The sequence below is a fragment of the Blautia sp. HCP3S3_C12 genome (genome assembly GCF_052064155.1).
In the GTDB taxonomy this organism is placed as follows: Bacteria; Bacillota; Clostridia; order Lachnospirales; family Lachnospiraceae; genus Blautia_A.
The window spans coordinates 294593-311816 of record NZ_JBQHWC010000002.1; the positions used below are offsets into that span (position 1 = coordinate 294593).

The window sequence follows — 17224 nt, forward strand, 5'->3', positions numbered from 1 at the left end:
TTTTGTATATAATAGACTAAGTGAATATCTGGAAATGAGATTAAAATGCCAGACCAGAAAATAGATAACCTTTTAAATCTTGCAATGGATGCAACCCCACAGGAGCGTAGAAAGTCAGGAAATCTTAATGTAGGATATGATCCTGCAACCAGGCTATGGGATGTGATCATAAAGTACAGCGGACCGGAAAGTGGTCTGGCTGGAAATGGAATTCAGGTAGTGCCACTGTTAGGGGGTTATGCAGTGGTAACTTTGCCGGAAAGTGAGATTGATGAGTATTCCCACAGAGTGCAGGTGGAATTTATGGAGAAACCCAAACGCCTGTATTTTGAATTGTTTCAGGCGAAGGGAGCGAGCTGCATCCGCACAGTGCAGACCGGCAGGAATGGACTGACGGGAAAAGGAATCCTGACAGGAGTTGTGGATTCAGGAGTGGATTATTTTCACCCTGATTTCCGAAATGCAGATGGGAGCAGCAGAATTTTACGTTTATGGGATCAGAGCATACAGGGAAATCCACCTCAGGGATATGTGACAGGAACTGAATATACGAAAGAGCAGATTGATGAGGCGCTTGCACTTGGAGAAAACCAGGGCAGGCGTCTTGTTCCATCTTCAGATTACAGTGGACATGGAACTTCCGTGCTGGGGGTTGCAGCAGGAAATGGAAGGGCGTCAGATGGGGTGAATCAGGGAGTTGCCTATGAAAGTGATCTGCTGGTTGTGAAAATGGGAATTCCCAGAGAGAACTCCTTTCCCAGGACTACGGAGCTGATACAGGGGATTGATTATCTGGTGCGGCAGGCACTGACTATGGGACGGCCAATGGCAATTAATCTCAGTTTTGGAAATAATTATGGATCCCACAAAGGAGAGTCCCTTCTTGAAACATATATAGATATGGTTTCTTCCACAGGACGTCTGGCTATCTGTACAGGTACAGGGAACAACGGCAATCAGCCTCTGCATGAGGGCGGAACCCTGAAACAGGGACAGACCAGACAGATAGAATTATCTGTGAGCAGCAGGGAACCAACATTAAATGTGCAGTTATGGAAATCTTATGAGGATGAAATGAGTATTTATATTGAAAATCCATCCGGAAACCGGATCGGCTCCTTAGACGAAAAGCTTGGTCCTCAGAGGTACAGACTGGGAAATACAGATCTTTTAATCTATTATGGCAAACCTGGACCCTATCATCTGACACAGGAAATCTACATAGATTTCCTTCCTGGGAAAACTTATGTGGACAGTGGAGACTGGAAAATTATCCTAAGTGGAAAAAAGGTCAGAGGAGGAGAATATTACTTGTGGCTGCCAGGTGGAAATACCCTGAACAGAGGAACTGGGTTTTATGAACCAAGGGCATATGGGACTTTGACCATACCTGCCACAGCCCGGCGGGTTATTGCAGTTGGAGCATATGATTCGCTGGTTGACTCTTATGCGGATTTTTCTGGAAGGGGCAGCAGAATGCTGCCATATCTGAAACCTGATCTGGTGGCACCGGGAGTAAACATAGTTGCTCCCGTACCCGGCGGTGGTTACAGAACAGTAACAGGGACTTCCTTTGCAGCACCCTTTGTCAGCGGATCCGCAGCATTGTTAATGCAATGGGGGATTGTAAATGGAAACGATCCCTATCTCTATGGGGAAAAAGTAAAAGCCTATCTCCGAAAAGGCGCCAGACCATTGCCGGGGTACGAGGAGTATCCCAATGAAGAGGTGGGGTGGGGAGCACTTTGCCTGGAGAATAGTTTTCCAAAGTGAGAATGTTGTAGATATGAGGAAAACATGCTATGGTATATACAATGTGTAAAAAGAAACAAAGAAAAAATAGAAAGTGTGGTCAAGCAGAATATATGAAGTACGAACATATCACAGAGGGCCGTTTCATAGACCGTCCCAATCGGTTTATTGCACATGTGGAGATCAATGGGCAGGTGGAAACGGTTCATGTAAAGAATACAGGCAGGTGCAGGGAGCTTCTGGTCCCGGGTACACAGGTTTTTCTGGAAAAGAGCAGCAATCCGGCGAGAAAGACAGCCTATGATCTGATCTGCGTAAATAAAAAGGGCAGGGGTCTGATCAATATGGATTCTCAAATTCCTAATAAAGCAGCGCTGGAATGGATAAAGGCAGGACATCTTTTTCCGGAGAAGGTTCAGGTAACGCCGGAGAAGACCTATGGAAATTCCAGATTTGATCTTTACGTCTGTTCAGAGAAACGTAAGGCTTTTATAGAAGTGAAAGGTGTCACTCTGGAATCTGACAATATAGCACGCTTTCCTGATGCACCGACAGAAAGAGGTGTGAAGCATCTGAAGGAGCTGATCCATTGTATGCAGGAAGGATACGAAGCCTATCTGCTTCTGGTGATCCAGATGAAGGGAGTTGACAGGTTTGAACCCAACTGGGAAACTCATCGGGAATTTGGAGAAACCCTGCAGGAGGCAAAAAAGGCAGGAGTGCATATTCTGGCCTATGACTGCCTGGTAGAACCTGACAGAATGGAAATTCAGGATCCGGTACCTGTATGCCTTGCTTCTGACTGGAAATAAAAAAGTATTCCCGCAATCAGCAGGTTTTATAGCAATCCTCTAAAATAATACATCTTAATCCAGCCCAGCAGAGTGTGAAATCCTGCGTTAGATATCTTTGCCGTGCGTCAGCACGCCTGCAGATATCTTCCTTGTCTTTCGCACTCTGCTGAACTGTCTTAAATGCATTATTTACGAGGATTGCTATAAATTATCCGGAAAATTGCAAGCATACTGTCAGAAGTGCTAGTGTAAATATCTGAGCGTTCACGTATAATGTAGATAAACAAAAAATCTTCTCACAAAATTAAGTAAAAAAGAGTCCGAGAAGTACATTAAAAAAGAAAGGAGATGTTTGTATGAGTAAAAAAATGAGGTTGTGGATGGCAGGAACAGTAGGAGCCTTAATGGCAGGCTTTATGAGCGTAAGTGTTTATGCCCTTGAAGAAAAGGATGTTATTGGAACCTGGTATGTAAATGAGCTTTCTATGGGCGAAGGTGCATCCTTCCATCCGGGGGCAATGGGAATGGAAGTGACCGTGGACATTAAAGAAGACGGTAAAATGGAAACAACAAGTTCTGTTTATGGGGAAGAGCCTGAAGTAGATGAAGCAGAGTGGAAAATAGAAAATGATAAAATTTTGATGACTCATAATGATCAGACAGAAGAATGTGAGTACAAGGACGGTAAGATAACCTTAACAGCAGATGGAACGACAATGATCCTGAGTCAGGAAAAGGAAGAGTACGAGCCTTATGTACCGGGCAAACCGGTAGAAAATCCAACCATGAAGGATTTTGAAGGAGAATGGAGCTGTACTCTGATGGAAGCATTTGGAATGCAGATGCCGGTTAATGCTGACTTTACAGGATTTGAAATGAGTATGTCTGTGGAAGACGGAAAGGCTGAAATTATCTTAATAGAGAGCGGAGAAGAGACAAAAGTAGAACTTCAGGGCGACGTGGAAGGAAACGCACTGGTATTAAAGGCTGTAACAGAGGATGAGGCAGGAACTATGTTTTTCAGTCTTGATAATATGAAGTTCAATTTACTGGATGATGGAAAACTGTGTTTGATAGCAGAAGATGATGCAGAGGAATCTGATGACGGCGAAGAAGCAGATGATTCTGAAACAGGTGAAGTTGATTTTTCCGTAAAGACATATTTTGAAAAAATAATTGTTACAGAATAAGGTAAAATACTGCCGCACCATTCCGGTGCGGCAGTATGGGTTTTCAGATAAAAAAGGAGGATAGGGTATGGGATTATTTGATAAGAAAATCTGTGACATCTGCGGAGAGAAAATTGGGTTATTGGGAAATCGAAAACTGGATGACGGAAATCTGTGTAAGGATTGTGCGAAAAAATTATCACCATGGTTTGAGGAGCGGCGGCATAGTACGGTAGAGGATATCAAACGCCAGCTGGAATATCGTGAAAAAAACAAAAAAGCGGTAATGGACTTTTGTATAACCCGTCAGATCAATACCAGAAATTACAATGTTTTTATTGATGATAATAAAGGAAATTTTACTGTTGCACGGAAACTGGATGTCAATGAAAACCCGGACATAGTTCCTTTATCAGCCATTGTACAGTGCAGAGTTGATGTAGATCAACAGCAGCATGAGGAAACATATACAAAGGATGGAGAAACTGTAAGTTATCAGCCACCGGTATATAAATATGAATTTGATTATACCATGCGTATTAAAGTGAGAACTCAGTGGTTTGATGATATGGATTTTCGCCTGAATACTTTCTCCATAAGCAGTGACAAAAGACGAGAACTGATGGAAGTGGAGCAGACCGCTTATCAGATTATTGCGGCACTGACACCAAATGCAGCGGGAATGCAGCCCGGAATGCCAGGAATGAACATGAATGGAGGGATGCAGCCCGGAATGCCGGGAATGAACATGAACGGAGGAATGCAGCCTGGGATGCCCGGAATGAACATGAACGGAGGGATGCAGTCTGGGATGCCCGGGATGAATATGAATGCGGGAATGCAGCCCGGGATGTCAGGAATGAACATGAATGCGGGAATGCAGCCTGGAATGACCGGGATGAACATGAACGGAGGGATGCAGTCTGGGATGCCCGGGATGAACATGAATGTGGGAATGCAGCCCGGGATGCCCGGAATGAATATGAACGGAGGGATGCAGTCTGGGATGCCGGGAATGAACATGAACGGAGGAATGCAGCCCGGAATGTCCGGAATGAACATGAACGGAGGAATGCAGCAGACGGGAATGTCAGAAACGAACATGACCGGAGGAATGCAACAGAATAACAGTTCATGGAAATGCCAGTGCGGTGCAGAGAATACCGGAAAGTTTTGTGAATACTGTGGTCAGCCAAGACCGTTTTAAGCAATGGGAAACAGAGTGGACAGGATTGTTCACTCTGTTTGTGATAAAAACTCTGAAAATAGATGATTCTTCTGAAAACTATATGATAAAATAGTGCTTTATAGTATAATTATTACAAAAATAGGTTGGGTGTGTTTGAAAAATCATTCCCGCAAATTGTGACGCACATCTTGCGTAAAGCATTTTTCAAACCCGCTCCGGTGAAAGAGGAATTTTCATGACATACAGTAAAAAGAGGGCTCTGTCATATGCAGTGATTTTGATAAGTGTGTTGCTGGCTTATTTCTGCAGGCAGGCGAGACCGGAAAATGTTTTTATGAGAAATCTGGCAGATCAGTGCCGTAACTGTATTTATCTGGGAATGTACTGTGCCTGGGTGATTTATCTGGAAAAGCATGTAGTACATAGAAAAACGCGCAGATGCCTGACTGCAATTGGCTGTCTGATGGTATTCTGGTTCTTTGTGCGGACAGTGAAATTTCATATTCTTCATGATCCTCTCGGAGAACATATCTGCTGGTATCTATATTATATTCCAATGATTCTGATTCCGGTTCTGGGTTTGGCAGCAGCAATGTTTTTAGGCGAAAAGGAGGAAGAGAAAACGGTCAGAAAGGTTATAATTCTGTTGACTGTGGCAGCGATATTGATCGTAAGTGTTTTTACAAATGATTTGCATCAGCTGGTATTTCGTTTTTTCAAACAGCCCCCATTTTCGGATGAAGATTACAGCTATGGCATTGTTTTTATGGTGATTCAGGGATGGATCTTGATCTGTCTGACAGGGATGGAAATTATTCTGATCAGAAAAAGCAGAATTCCGGGAAAGAAACAGTTCTGGCTGCCGGTGATTCCGGGAATATTTCTTCTGGGATGGAATATCGGAAATATACTCCGCCTGCCTTTCATCAAAATCATTGCAGGGGATATGACGGCAGTGTGCTGCCTTTTAATGGCAGCAATTTTTCAGGGTTGTATATTATGTGGATTGATACAGACCAATAATCGATATTTTGAATTATTCCAGACTTCCGGAGGACTGGATGCAGAGATTACGGATCATTCTTTTCAGCGCTATTATCATTCCGGTGACTTTCCTGAGTTGTCGCCTGAACTGCGTAAAATCATAATAGACAGATCATCCGTACAGGAACAGGGAATCCGGATCAACCATATTCCTATAAGGGGAGGACATTTGTTTTGGTCAGAGGATATTTCGGTACTGTTGGATCAGTATCAGGATATTCGGGAACAGCAGGAGGAACTGACTGCCAGAAACCGTCTGTTACAGAAAGCTTATCAGAAAGAGGCTGAGCGGAGAAAGACAGAAGAACAGAACCGTCTGTTAAATATGATACAGAATCAGACCGCCGGTCAGCTGGAATTGCTGTCACAGTTTATGGATGAGCTGGAACGGACAGAATCAAGGGAACAATATGATCGGATTCTCGGTAAAATTGTAGTTGTTGGCACGTATTTGAAGCGGAGAAAGAATCTGGTACTGACACAATATGCATCAGATGGAAATCTGCTTACAATGGAAGATCTCAGACAAAGTCTGGCAGAATCCTGTGACAGCTTAAAATTATGCAGGATCCGGGCTGCTTACTACGTGGAAAATGTGGATGTGCAGCTGAATGCAGATGATATACTAAAATGCTATGACACCTTTGAATGGCTTGTGGAACGATTGGTTGATATCATGCAATCTGTTTTTTACCGTGTATCACAGATGGATGATGCTCTGCGGATCTCTGTTCATATTGTATCAGAGGTGGATCTGCGTGGAGTCATGTCAGAAAGACCGGAATTAAAAGTGCAGCAGGAAGATGAAAACGAATGGTTTATCAGTTGTATCGTCTTCAGAAAGAGAGGTGGAAGATGATCGATTTTGTGGAATGCGGTATGGCAATGCAGGATTTTCTGATGATTCTTCTTGAAATCTGCCTGGTTTTGGAACTAATTCTCCTGTTGGTAAGAATCACCTGTTTTTCCGGAAAAAAGAAAATCGTAACGGCAGTGGCTGTCTTTTCTGTTTCTTTTATGTTTATGGGCGTTCTGATGAATGATCACAGATATTGTCTGGGAGAAAGTTTCTATCAGCCAATGCTTCAGGGGTATCCGTTCAGCGTTTTAATGACGGTGGTTATAGGATTATTGCTTTATCTTTGCTGGGCAATCCGGAGCGAGAGACGCAGATATCATCATTCTCTGTCTTACTGGTCTGTGAATGAGGCTGTGAATGACGTTCCCTGTGGAGTCTGTTTTTCGGATCCTCTTGGAAGGATTGTTTTGTGTAATACCAAGATGCAGGAACTGAGCAGAATCATGACAGGTTCTTATCTGCAGGATTATGAAGCATTAAGGAAAGCAATGAGTGGGGAACCTGAATCGGAAGGTCTTTGCAGATTGAGCAAAGACAGCAATGTGTTTTATTTTCCTGATGGTTCTGTCTGGATGTTTCAGGACTATGGTCTGCAGGAGCCGGATTGTGCAGGATATCTGCAGACAGTGGCAGTTAATGTATCAGAAATTTATTACAATGGTGAAAAGATCAGGGCAAACAATGAAAAGCTGGAAATCCTGAATCATAAGCTGGAGGAAATGTACGAAAAAATCGGAGATAAAATCAGAGAGCAGGAGACGCTTGTCATGAAAATGCAGGTTCATGACAATTTTGGACGAAGCCTTCTGTCAATACGCAGAATACTGGAAAGAAAAGAAGATCCGGATAAAATGGATAAACAGTTGTCTGTATTGAAACATCTGGTTTATATTCTTACCGGTTCTGCTGTTGAGAGTATGGAAGAAGTATATAAGGATACGATCAGACATGCAGAAGAGCTTGGAATTTCAGTTCAGATCAGTGGAAACTTTCCGCTGCATCCATCTTACAGGCTGCTGACAGACAGAGCAATCCGTGAATGTGTGACAAACTGTGCCAGACATGCCCATGGCAGTACTGTTTGGGTGAAGATAGACAAAGGTGCAGATGAATACAGCATCCGGATCACCAATGATGGAGAGGCACCTGACAGAAATGCGGAAGAGGGCGGTGGTTTATCTGCGCTGAGAAAGGCCGCTGAATCAGGAAAATGCAGGATGCAGGTTTCTTTTTCCCCTGAGTTTTGTCTGATATTGAAAATGCCTCTGGCAGAAAGGATGGGATTCGATGGTACGGATACTGATAGTAGAAGATCAAAAGATCATGCAGAAGTATTTTGAATATATTATTATGCAGGAGCCGGAATTCCGACATGTCCAGACAGTGTCAGATGCACGTGAAGCTGTAAAAATCTGTGGTTATTCGGCAATTGATTTTGTGATCATGGATGTGCAGACGTTTCATAATCATGATGGGCTCAGTGCCGGAAAAGAGATCAGGGAGAAGTATCCCTATACAAAGGTATTGATCGTTACTTCCCTGATTGATCCCAAGGTGCTGGAGAGGGCAAAAAGTGGATGCGCAGACAGTCTCTGGTATAAGGATCACGGGGAAGAGGAAATACGGAGTGTGATCCACAGAACCTTAAATGGTGAGCATGTATTTCCGGATGTGACACCGAAGGTGGAGCTTAACTGGATCACAAGCGGCGATATCAGTCCCAGGCAGATTGAGATGCTCCGCCTGTATATCCGTGGAATGTCATATTCAGAGATTGCCAGGGAAATGAAATGCTCTACCTCCGGGGTGAGATGGAATTTTCAGGAAATGATCACCAGGGCAGGATACAGCTGTAAAGAAGACCTGATAGCGGCAGCATTGGAAAGTAAACTGATCGTAACTACATTAAAATAGAAATCTGATAAACTGCGAAGTTATTCTGTTATGAGCAGAAAGCGAAGCGGAGTGCAAATGTCTGTTTGACAAGAAGGGAGATGAGAGTATGAAAAAATATTCGGTTGTTGTATGTATTTGTGCGGTACTGTTTTCTGTTGGTATCCATGGCGGAGGTATGAGAGAAGTATTTGCCAGAGCACCTGGGGCAGATGAGAATCTGGCAATTCTGCAGGACATTATCAGGGAAAATGAATGTCAGGCCGGAATGGCATTTCTGGGATATACCTATGAAGGTGCAGAGGCAGCAGAGATACTTGAATATACCAGACAGGGAGAAGTGGCAGCTGCGTATCCTTTTTTACAGGATGGAACAGTGGTTGATGCAGGGGGATATGAAATTTATGCCATTGTCCCGGGGGATGACTGCAGGGTCAGCGTTTATCCGGCTCAGCCTACGGAAGAAGGGGAATATCTGGATGATCTGAATGCCCCATACTATAGGGGGCAGGAGAATGAAATCATTATCCTGCGCTGCAATGTGAGTGAGATTCATTCCAATGTGATGGTTTCTGTACAGAAGCAGAATATGAGTGTGCAATACCATCCGATGGTGTCGTTAAAGGATGGTCATCTTGCAGCAGAAAACCACTGCTATGATTTCTCCATATATTATAATTGGGATGAGTATGATCCGGAATATAATCCGGTGTATGAGTCAGAGTACGATCCAGAGTGTAATCCGGAGCATGATTCAGCATTGAATATAAAGATTGCCAGAGAACAGCTTTCTAAGACAGATGAAGTCAGCTATTACCTTGGTCTTGGGATGTCTCTGTGGTATACAGGTACCGAGGAGTACATTGAAGGAAGAAATTGTCCGGTATTTGTTCTGGGAACGGATCATGAGGATCATTTTACAAAAGAACATTATTATGCAGTAGGAGATAATGTGGTTTATTATTATGATCCGTCTGGTGACGCATGGCTTCTGCTGGGTGCAGGCTGACAGAAGCTTCACCAATATATCATAGAATTTTGCTTAATCAGAGAAAGAGGAAACAGACATGAATGATTTTTTGACAGAAAAAAATAAAAAAGCAGGGGTGTTGGGAAAACTGAAGTGGGTTCTTTGTGGCTTCTGCATACTTTTATCCCTGGGAGCCATTGGTGCATCGGAGAAGTATATTGGTGAAGGACGCTGGGGAATGGCAGCAACAGAGATTCTGCTTTGTCTGTTATTTTTATATCCAACTTTCAGGGAAGTCCAGAAAGCATTACGGAAGAAAAAAGCCAGGGAAATTGCCTGCTGGTTTGAATCTTATGCCCAGAATACGGTCTCATTTGAGAAACTTGAGCAGGAGCTGGGAAAAGGTGCAGTAAAAAAACTGGAAAAATTTATTGCCAGGGGATATATCCGGAATATCCAGATAGACAGAGAAGGAAATTATATTATGATTACTGCACCAAACAGACGTGTAAATGAAAAGATTTATATTACAGTTACCTGTACCAGCTGCGGTGCAAAGAATCAGGTAATAAAAGGACGTCTGAGCAATTGTGAATACTGCGGACAGCGTCTTAACTCATGATACAAGTACTGAGAGAGGATTATCAGAAGTGTTCATAAAAAGGAGAATAAAAGAAACAGATGTGTTCAATCAAAAATAGCGGCAGTATTGCCGCTATTTTTATGAGCTGTAATCTAGGAATACTTCAGTATTTTACCATTTTTTATATTAAAAACTATTTTATGAGTTTTTTCTGACGAATCATTATTATTCATTTCGTATAGAATGGTCATCTGATTACCGGAAATGTTTATTTTATATGGCCAGTAATTATTGGCTTTGGATGTGTTTGTTTTCCAGAGAATCTTTCCTTTTGTTGATACTTTGTAAACATAGTTATCGTAGTATCCGGTTACATATAGATTGTCATTTTTGTCAAATTTGCAAAGGTGTCCTGCAGGACTGATTTTTTTTGCAGTCCATAACTGTTTTCCGTCTTTTTTTCGAAGTACGACGATTTTTGAACTTTCAAAAACATAAACCTTATCCTTGCGGACAATACATTTTGTCCTTGGAAGCTCTGTAGCAGTATATTTCTTTGTAACGTATTTCCAGACTACTGTTTTCTTTGCATCCAGTCCTCTTACAGTCATGGATTCTTTGGAATTGGAATAGGAAGTTTTGGATTTAACGGTTGTAGCTGCAGGTTTGGCAGCCTGAGTCGGGATTGATATGATCAGTATTGAGAATACAAACAACAGTGACGTCAACAGGATTTGTTGGATTTTCTTCTTCATGTAAACACGCTCCTTTCTGATAAATGTTTCTGATAAATGAGTGGTTGGGGAATAAATATTTTCTTTAATTATATCATATCTTTTTGAAGCCTGCATTAGTATTTACTTGTATGGAGAGTAATTATTCCATCACCGAAGGCGATTTCTAAAGATTTGAGTTTGAGAGCGTAACTGTGTGAAGATGTTAAATCGTCATGGTTGCTATAGAATATGGTATATTGTATCCAATTTGCTAATTTCATATCTTTTACAGTACAAATATCTGCACTTCATAGAATTTTAGGATGAAACCATAGAAGAAATTTATAAAATTTGCCAATAAAACTGGATAAAATGAGCATTTTGTGATACATTTATTAAGGAATATATATTGAACTTATTTATCTGGTTTTATTGGCCCTTTTTAGAGTGCAGAGAGATGGAGGGAACGTATAAGAGCAGATACCATAAGGATATAATTTTTACTATTTTATCATAAGGAAGGTGAGCAATTGGAAAACTATACTAAGTACAAACTGAAAAGTAATGATGAACTTGCATCAGTGCTTGACGGTAAGGACAACCTGTTTGTGATTGCCTGCAACAAATGTTTCAAAGAATTTGAAACTGTTGACGAACCGGATTGTGACGAATTTCTGAAATTCGCTGCAGATCAGGGAAAGAATGTTACAGGCAGTGCGAAATTTGATTTCTTATGCAACAAGATGCACACAGAAAGAAAATTACAGGATCTGATTCCGGAAGGTACAGAGAATGTAGTAGTAATTTCCTGTGGCCTTGGTATTCAGACCGTTGCGGATCTGGCAGGTAAGCCGGTAGTTGCTGCAAGCAACACCCTTAACTACAGAGGTCATCATGGCATGGCACTTACCAAGAAGAGCTGTGACGCATGTGCGCAGTGTTATCTGAACATTACCGGAGGTGTCTGTCCGATCGTTGACTGCTCAAAGAGTCTTGTCAATGGACAGTGCGGTGGAGCAAAGAATGGAAAATGCGAAGTAGATCCCAATAAAGACTGTGCATGGGAGAAGATTTACCAGAGACTTGCAAAACAGGGACGTCTGGAAGAATTCTTAAACCAGCCTGTACAGGTTCGTGATTTCTCCAAGGTTAATTTCAAAGTGATCAACGACTATGTGAAGTCCATCAGAGAAGACAGACTGGACGGATATTATGGCGGTGTTCATCCGTCAGAGCGCAAGGAATTCAGTGAGCACATCGCTCTGAAGAAATTCCCGGATCCGAAGACAGTTGTAATCTCCATGTCACAGCATCTGGGCGCACCGGCCAATCCGATTGTTCAGGTTGGTGACACTGTAAAAGTTGGTCAGAAGATCGGTGAAGCTGCCGGATTTATCAGTGCTCCGGTACATTCCAGCGTAAGCGGAACTGTAGTTGCTGTTGAACCGCGTATGCATGGTACACGTGGAAGCGAAGTGATGGCTGTTGTCATTGAATCGGATGGAAAAAATACTCTGCACGAATCCGTACAGCCACATGGTGATCTTGACAACCTTACTCCGGATGAGATCATTGATATCATCCGTGAAGCCGGAATCGTTGGTATGGGTGGTGCAGGTTTCCCGACCTGTGTCAAACTTAAACCTGCAAAACCGGTAGATACCATCCTTCTCAACGGATGTGAATGTGAGCCTCTGTTAACAGCTGACCACAGAGTACTCCTTGAGTATGCAGATGACATTATTTTTGGTCTGAAAGCAGTCCTTAAGACAACAGGTGCCGAGAAGGGTATCATCGTTATCGAGGATAATAAGCCGGATGCCATTGAATTAATGCAGAAAAAAGTTGCTGATATCGGAAATATGGAAGTATTTGTTGCAAGAACTAAATATCCCCAGGGCGCTGAGAAAACTCTCATTAAGCGCGTTATGGGAAGAATTGTTCCAAGCGGTGGTCTTCCGGCAGATGTCGGCGTTGTAGTAGATAATATCAGTACAGTAAAAGCAATCTCCGATGCAATCCAGACAGGAATGCCTCTGGTTGAGCGTGTTGCTACAGTAACAGGCGAGAAGATCAAGAATCCTGGAAACTTCGTTATCAAGATCGGTACAAGCGTAAGAGAGCTGATCGATTACTGCGGTGGATTTACAGATGACGATGTTCTGGTTAAGATGGGTGGACCAATGATGGGATTCCCTCTGAACACATTGGATGTACCGATGATGAAAGGCTCCAATGGTATTATTGCCATTGAACCGGATGAGACAAAAGAACAGCCATGTATCAAGTGCGGACGCTGCGTAGATGTATGTCCGATGGAACTTTCACCTCTGTATTTTGTGAAATATGCGAAAGATGAGAACTGGCAGGGCATGAAAGACATGAACGTTATGGATTGTGTTGAGTGCAGATGCTGTCAGTATATCTGTTCTTCCAAGATTCCGATCATTAACAGTATCAAAGCCGGAAAAAATGCAGTAAGGGGGATGAAGTAATATGTTGATTACCCAGTTAAAAGCAAAAGAAGCGATTACATCACTGACAGCCGGAAAGAAAGTTTTCATTATCAACTGTCATGGATGTAAGGAAGTTCGTTTTCCGGAAAAAGAAGCTGCCCGACTTCAGAAGGAACTTGCTGCTGAAGGAAATGTGACAGGGATCATGACAACTGATTACATCTGTAATCCGGAAAATATGGAATTACGTCTTAAGAAACATATGAGCAAGATCCAGGAAGCAGATCTGGTTCTGGTATTCTCCTGCGGTGTTGGTATACAGACCGTTTCAGAATATCTGGAAGATAAGATGGTCTGTGCAGCCTGCGATACATATCCGGTACCTGGTTTCCAGGGCGTGACACCGTTAGAGTACAAATGTGACCAATGCGGTGAATGCTACCTGAACCTGACAGGCGGAATCTGCCCGATTACAGCATGTTCAAAGAGCCTTGTGAACGGCCAGTGCGGTGGTTCCAAGAACGGTAAATGTGAAGTGGACAGTGAGATGGAATGTGGATGGGAACGCATCTACAGACGTCTGAAAGAAATCGGACACCTTGACGCGCTGAAATGTCCCACACAGATTCATAACTTTGCAACAGACGATGAATTAAAATAGATTATAATGATTGGAGCAATGTACAATGAAAATGAAAGAATTATTCGACCGTGGTGAATTTGTAGTTTCTGCAGAAGTAGGACCGCCAAAAGGAATCCACGTAGATGAGCTGGTAGAAGAAGCAAAAACATACCTTAAGGATGTTCATGCAGTTAACGTAACTGATAACCAGTCTTCTGTTATGCGTCTTGGATCTCTTGCAATGTGTAAGGTTCTCAAGGATGCAGGTATGAATCCGATCTTCCAGCTTGCATGCCGTGACAGAAACCGTATCGCTCTGGAGTCTGATCTTCTCAGCGCTGCAATGCTGGGCATTGACAATATCCTCTGCCTTACAGGCGACCATACAAAGATGGGTGATCACCCACAGGCAAAACCTGTATTCGATCTTGACTCCGTATCCCTTCTTCACACAGTGAAGCTTCTGGAATCCGGTGTAGATCTTGGCGGAAACGAACTGGTTGGCGAGCCTCCGAAATTCTCCAAGGGTGCTGTTGTATCTCCATGCAGCGATTCCGTTGATGCGCAGCTTGCAAAAATGGAAAGAAAAGTAGCTGCAGGTGCAGAATACTTCCAGACACAGGCAGTATTTGAGCCGGAGAAATTCATCAAATTCATGGAAAAAGCAAAACAGTTCGGAAAACCTGTACAGGTTGGTATCATCATTCCGAAGTCCGCCGGAATGGCTAAATTCATGAACAATAATGTTGCCGGTATTCATGTTCCGGACGAAATGCTTGAGGAACTGAAAGCAGATAAAGAAAAGACAAAAGCAGGTATCACAGGTGTTGAGATTGCTGCACGTATTATCAAAGAGTGCAAGCCATACTGTCAGGGTGTACATATCATGGCACTTGGTTGGGAATCCAAGATCCCGGATCTGCTGAAACTGGCTGAGATCTAAAACGTAAATCTCTGAACTGAGAATCTGAAAATTATTATCAGGAGCTGTCTGAATTTCGGATGCAAAGCCTGCATCCGGGGCGGACAGCTCTTTTATTTGAAAAAGAACATTGACGGCACAGGATTTTGGCGCTATCATTAATGAAAACTTGTAACTGTGAAACTGTGAACAGTTACAAAACTAAATATACTGGAGGTAATGACATCATGAAGACAATTGAGACAAAGAATGCACCGGCAGCGATCGGACCATATTCTCAGGCGAAAGTAACCAATGGATTTGTATATGTATCCGGACAGGTTCCGCTGGACCCGGCTACAGGAGAAGTGGTAGGAACTACCATTGAAGAACAGACGGAACAGATTATGAAGAATATCGGTGCTATCCTTGAAGCAGCAGGAGTTACCTATGAAAATGTGATCAAAACCACCTGTTTCCTGGCGGAAATGGCAGATTTCGCAGCTTTTAATGCAGTTTATGATAAATATTTTACCGGAAAACCGGCCCGCTCCTGTGTGGCTGTAAAGCAGCTTCCTAAAAATGTGCTGGCAGAGGTTGAAGTGATTGCAGTAGTAGAATAAGAAAACCGGCCAAGAAAGGAAATACAAAATGAGTACCTGGGAAGATAATGTGCGTAAAGTAATTCCATATACACCTGGCGAGCAACCGAACCAGCCAGATATGATCAAGCTGAATACCAATGAAAATCCTTATCCCCCTGCACCGGGGGTGGAGAGGGCTCTTAGAGAGCTGGAGACAGATACCCTGAGACTATATCCGGATCCTACAGCAGGAGATCTGGTCCATGCCATTGCAGAGAGATATCACCTGAAGGATGAACAGGTTTTTGTGGGTGTGGGATCTGATGATGTGCTGGCTATGAGCTTTCTGACTTTTTTTAATTCAGAAAAGCCGGTTCTTTTTCCGGATATCACCTATTCCTTTTACGATGTGTGGGCAGATCTGTTCCGGATTCCCTATGAGCGTCCGGCTCTGGATGAAGATTTCCACATTCGGAAAGAAGATTATTTCAGAGAAAACGGAGGAGTGATCTTTCCAAATCCCAATGCACCAACAGGTGTAGAACTTCCCTTGGAGGATGTGGAGGATATTATCTGTCATAACCGGGATGTAATCGTGATCGTGGATGAGGCATATGTGGATTTTGGTGGTACATCTGCAGTTTCACTGATTGAAAAATATGACAATCTTCTGGTAGTGCAGACCTTCTCCAAGTCCCGTTCTCTGGCAGGAATGCGTATTGGCTTTGCCTGTGGCAATGCAAAACTGATCAAATATCTGAATGATGTGAAGTATTCCTTTAATTCCTATACTATGGATCGTACAGCTTTGGCTGCCGGTGTGGCAGCAGTGAAAGATCAGGAATATTTTGAGGAAACCTGTAATAAGATCATGGAGACCAGGGAATGGACAAAAAAAGAGTTAAAGGCCCTTGGCTTTTCTTTTCAGGATTCCAAATCTAATTTTATTTTTGCATCTCATGAGACCTGTCCTGCAGCTGAGCTTTTTGCAGCGTTAAGGGAAAAGCATATTTATGTGAGATATTTTCCTAAGGGACGTACAGAAAACTTCCTTCGTATTACCATTGGAACCAGGGAAGAAATGCAGAAATTTATTGACTTTTTGAAAGAATATTTGAAATAGGAGGCTTTATGGAAGCACTGGTACAATGGTTTTCCCATAACCTTTCACAGTATATTTCTCCAGAGGGAGCGGTATTTTTTATTTCTATGATTCCCCTTCTGGAGTTACGAGGAGGGCTTTTGGCGGCATCTCTTCTGAAAATACCCGCAGTGACGGCAATTCCTCTATGTATAGCAGGGAATATTATCCCCATTCCCTTTATTTTGCTTTTCATCAGAAAGATTTTCAAGGTGATGAAAAAGACAAAGATTTTCCGGGGATTGATCCAGAAACTGGAAGACCGGGCAATGGGAAAAAGTGATCAGGTAAAAAAATATGAGTTCTGGGGGCTGACGCTGTTTGTGGGAATTCCACTTCCCGGAACAGGGGCATGGACAGGCTCTCTGATCGCTTCTTTGCTGGAGATTGATATTAAGAAATCTTCACTGGCAATCCTTACCGGAATTATTATGGCAACCGTGATCATGTATGTAGTTTCCTATGGAGTTGTAGGAAATCTGGTTCACTGATTAAGCATTGACTGTATAATGCAGAATGTTCAGATAAGAGCAATATTGTAGAAGAAGAAA

General features: G+C 42.7%; 16 protein-coding genes. 15 read left to right on the forward strand and 1 reads right to left on the reverse strand.

All coding sequences use genetic code 11. The annotated features are described in order from the left end of the window. Positions 1 to 45 precede the first annotated feature (45 nt). The 9 genes from ACTNDS_RS03520 (at position 46) to ACTNDS_RS03560 (ending at position 10292) form a co-directional block, all read left to right on the forward strand. Positions 46 to 1773 carry a S8 family peptidase gene (locus ACTNDS_RS03520; protein WP_441033700.1) on the forward strand — a complete coding sequence of 576 codons (1728 nt, stop codon included), beginning with the start codon at positions 46 to 48 and terminating at the stop codon, positions 1771 to 1773. A gap of 92 nt (positions 1774 to 1865) precedes the next feature. Continuing rightward, positions 1866 to 2564 (forward strand): DNA/RNA nuclease SfsA, encoded by a 699-nt coding sequence (gene sfsA, locus ACTNDS_RS03525; RefSeq protein WP_055058168.1) that lies wholly within the window; start codon positions 1866 to 1868, stop codon positions 2562 to 2564. 338 nt (positions 2565 to 2902) lie between these two features. Beyond that, on the forward strand, positions 2903 to 3736 hold the full coding sequence (locus ACTNDS_RS03530; protein WP_441033703.1) for a hypothetical protein: 834 nt from the start codon (positions 2903 to 2905) through the stop codon (positions 3734 to 3736). A 67-nt stretch (positions 3737 to 3803) separates the two neighbouring features. Beyond that, positions 3804 to 4922, forward strand: coding sequence for a DUF4428 domain-containing protein (locus ACTNDS_RS03535; protein ID WP_154779546.1), 1119 nt, complete (start codon positions 3804 to 3806; stop codon positions 4920 to 4922). Positions 4923 to 5139: 217 nt separating this feature from the next. Beyond that, on the forward strand, positions 5140 to 6807 hold the full coding sequence (locus tag ACTNDS_RS03540; RefSeq protein ID WP_441033707.1) for a histidine kinase N-terminal 7TM domain-containing protein: 1668 nt from the start codon (positions 5140 to 5142) through the stop codon (positions 6805 to 6807). Continuing rightward, entirely contained in the window at positions 6762 to 8147 is a 1386-nt protein-coding gene (locus tag ACTNDS_RS03545) for a sensor histidine kinase (protein WP_441033710.1), read from the forward strand. Before ACTNDS_RS03540 ends, ACTNDS_RS03545 begins: the two co-directional genes overlap by 46 nt. Further along, a complete protein-coding gene (locus tag ACTNDS_RS03550) occupies positions 8095 to 8721 on the forward strand; it encodes a response regulator (RefSeq protein ID WP_441033712.1) in 627 nt (208 codons plus the stop codon). Before ACTNDS_RS03545 ends, ACTNDS_RS03550 begins: the two co-directional genes overlap by 53 nt. Positions 8722 to 8809: 88 nt before the next feature. Further along, entirely contained in the window at positions 8810 to 9709 is a 900-nt protein-coding gene (locus tag ACTNDS_RS03555; RefSeq protein WP_441033715.1) for a hypothetical protein, read from the forward strand. Between the two features lie 58 nt (positions 9710 to 9767). Continuing rightward, the gene (locus tag ACTNDS_RS03560) at positions 9768 to 10292 is read left to right on the forward strand and encodes a hypothetical protein (RefSeq protein WP_055199793.1); all 525 of its coding nucleotides are present in this window, start codon (positions 9768 to 9770) and stop codon (positions 10290 to 10292) included. A gap of 113 nt (positions 10293 to 10405) precedes the next feature. On the opposite strand, the gene ACTNDS_RS03565 is transcribed toward ACTNDS_RS03560, so the two are convergent. After that, positions 10406 to 11008 carry an outer membrane protein assembly factor BamB family protein gene (locus tag ACTNDS_RS03565; protein WP_441033718.1) on the reverse strand — a complete coding sequence of 201 codons (603 nt, stop codon included), beginning with the start codon at positions 11006 to 11008 and terminating at the stop codon, positions 10406 to 10408. A gap of 491 nt (positions 11009 to 11499) precedes the next feature. Here ACTNDS_RS03565 and rsxC point away from each other — a divergent pair, with 491 nt between their 5' ends. The 6 genes from rsxC (at position 11500) to ACTNDS_RS03595 (ending at position 17164) form a co-directional block, all read left to right on the forward strand. Further along, positions 11500 to 13464, forward strand: coding sequence for an electron transport complex subunit RsxC (gene rsxC, locus ACTNDS_RS03570; protein ID WP_441033721.1), 1965 nt, complete (start codon positions 11500 to 11502; stop codon positions 13462 to 13464). 1 nt (position 13465) lies between these two features. Then, positions 13466 to 14086, forward strand: a complete 621-nt coding sequence (locus ACTNDS_RS03575) for a methylenetetrahydrofolate reductase C-terminal domain-containing protein (RefSeq protein WP_441033724.1) — start codon at positions 13466 to 13468, stop codon at positions 14084 to 14086. Between the two features lie 25 nt (positions 14087 to 14111). Continuing rightward, positions 14112 to 14990: a methylenetetrahydrofolate reductase gene (locus tag ACTNDS_RS03580; RefSeq protein WP_008706435.1), complete on the forward strand. Its 879-nt coding sequence runs from the start codon at positions 14112 to 14114 to the stop codon at positions 14988 to 14990. Between the two features lie 206 nt (positions 14991 to 15196). Next, positions 15197 to 15571, forward strand: coding sequence for a RidA family protein (locus ACTNDS_RS03585; RefSeq protein ID WP_441033728.1), 375 nt, complete (start codon positions 15197 to 15199; stop codon positions 15569 to 15571). A gap of 28 nt (positions 15572 to 15599) precedes the next feature. Then, entirely contained in the window at positions 15600 to 16655 is a 1056-nt protein-coding gene (gene hisC, locus ACTNDS_RS03590) for a histidinol-phosphate transaminase (RefSeq protein ID WP_441033730.1), read from the forward strand. Between the two features lie 8 nt (positions 16656 to 16663). After that, complete coding sequence (locus ACTNDS_RS03595) at positions 16664 to 17164, forward strand: COG2426 family protein (RefSeq protein WP_019162836.1); 501 nt, start codon at positions 16664 to 16666, stop codon at positions 17162 to 17164. Positions 17165 to 17224: the final 60 nt, after the last annotated feature.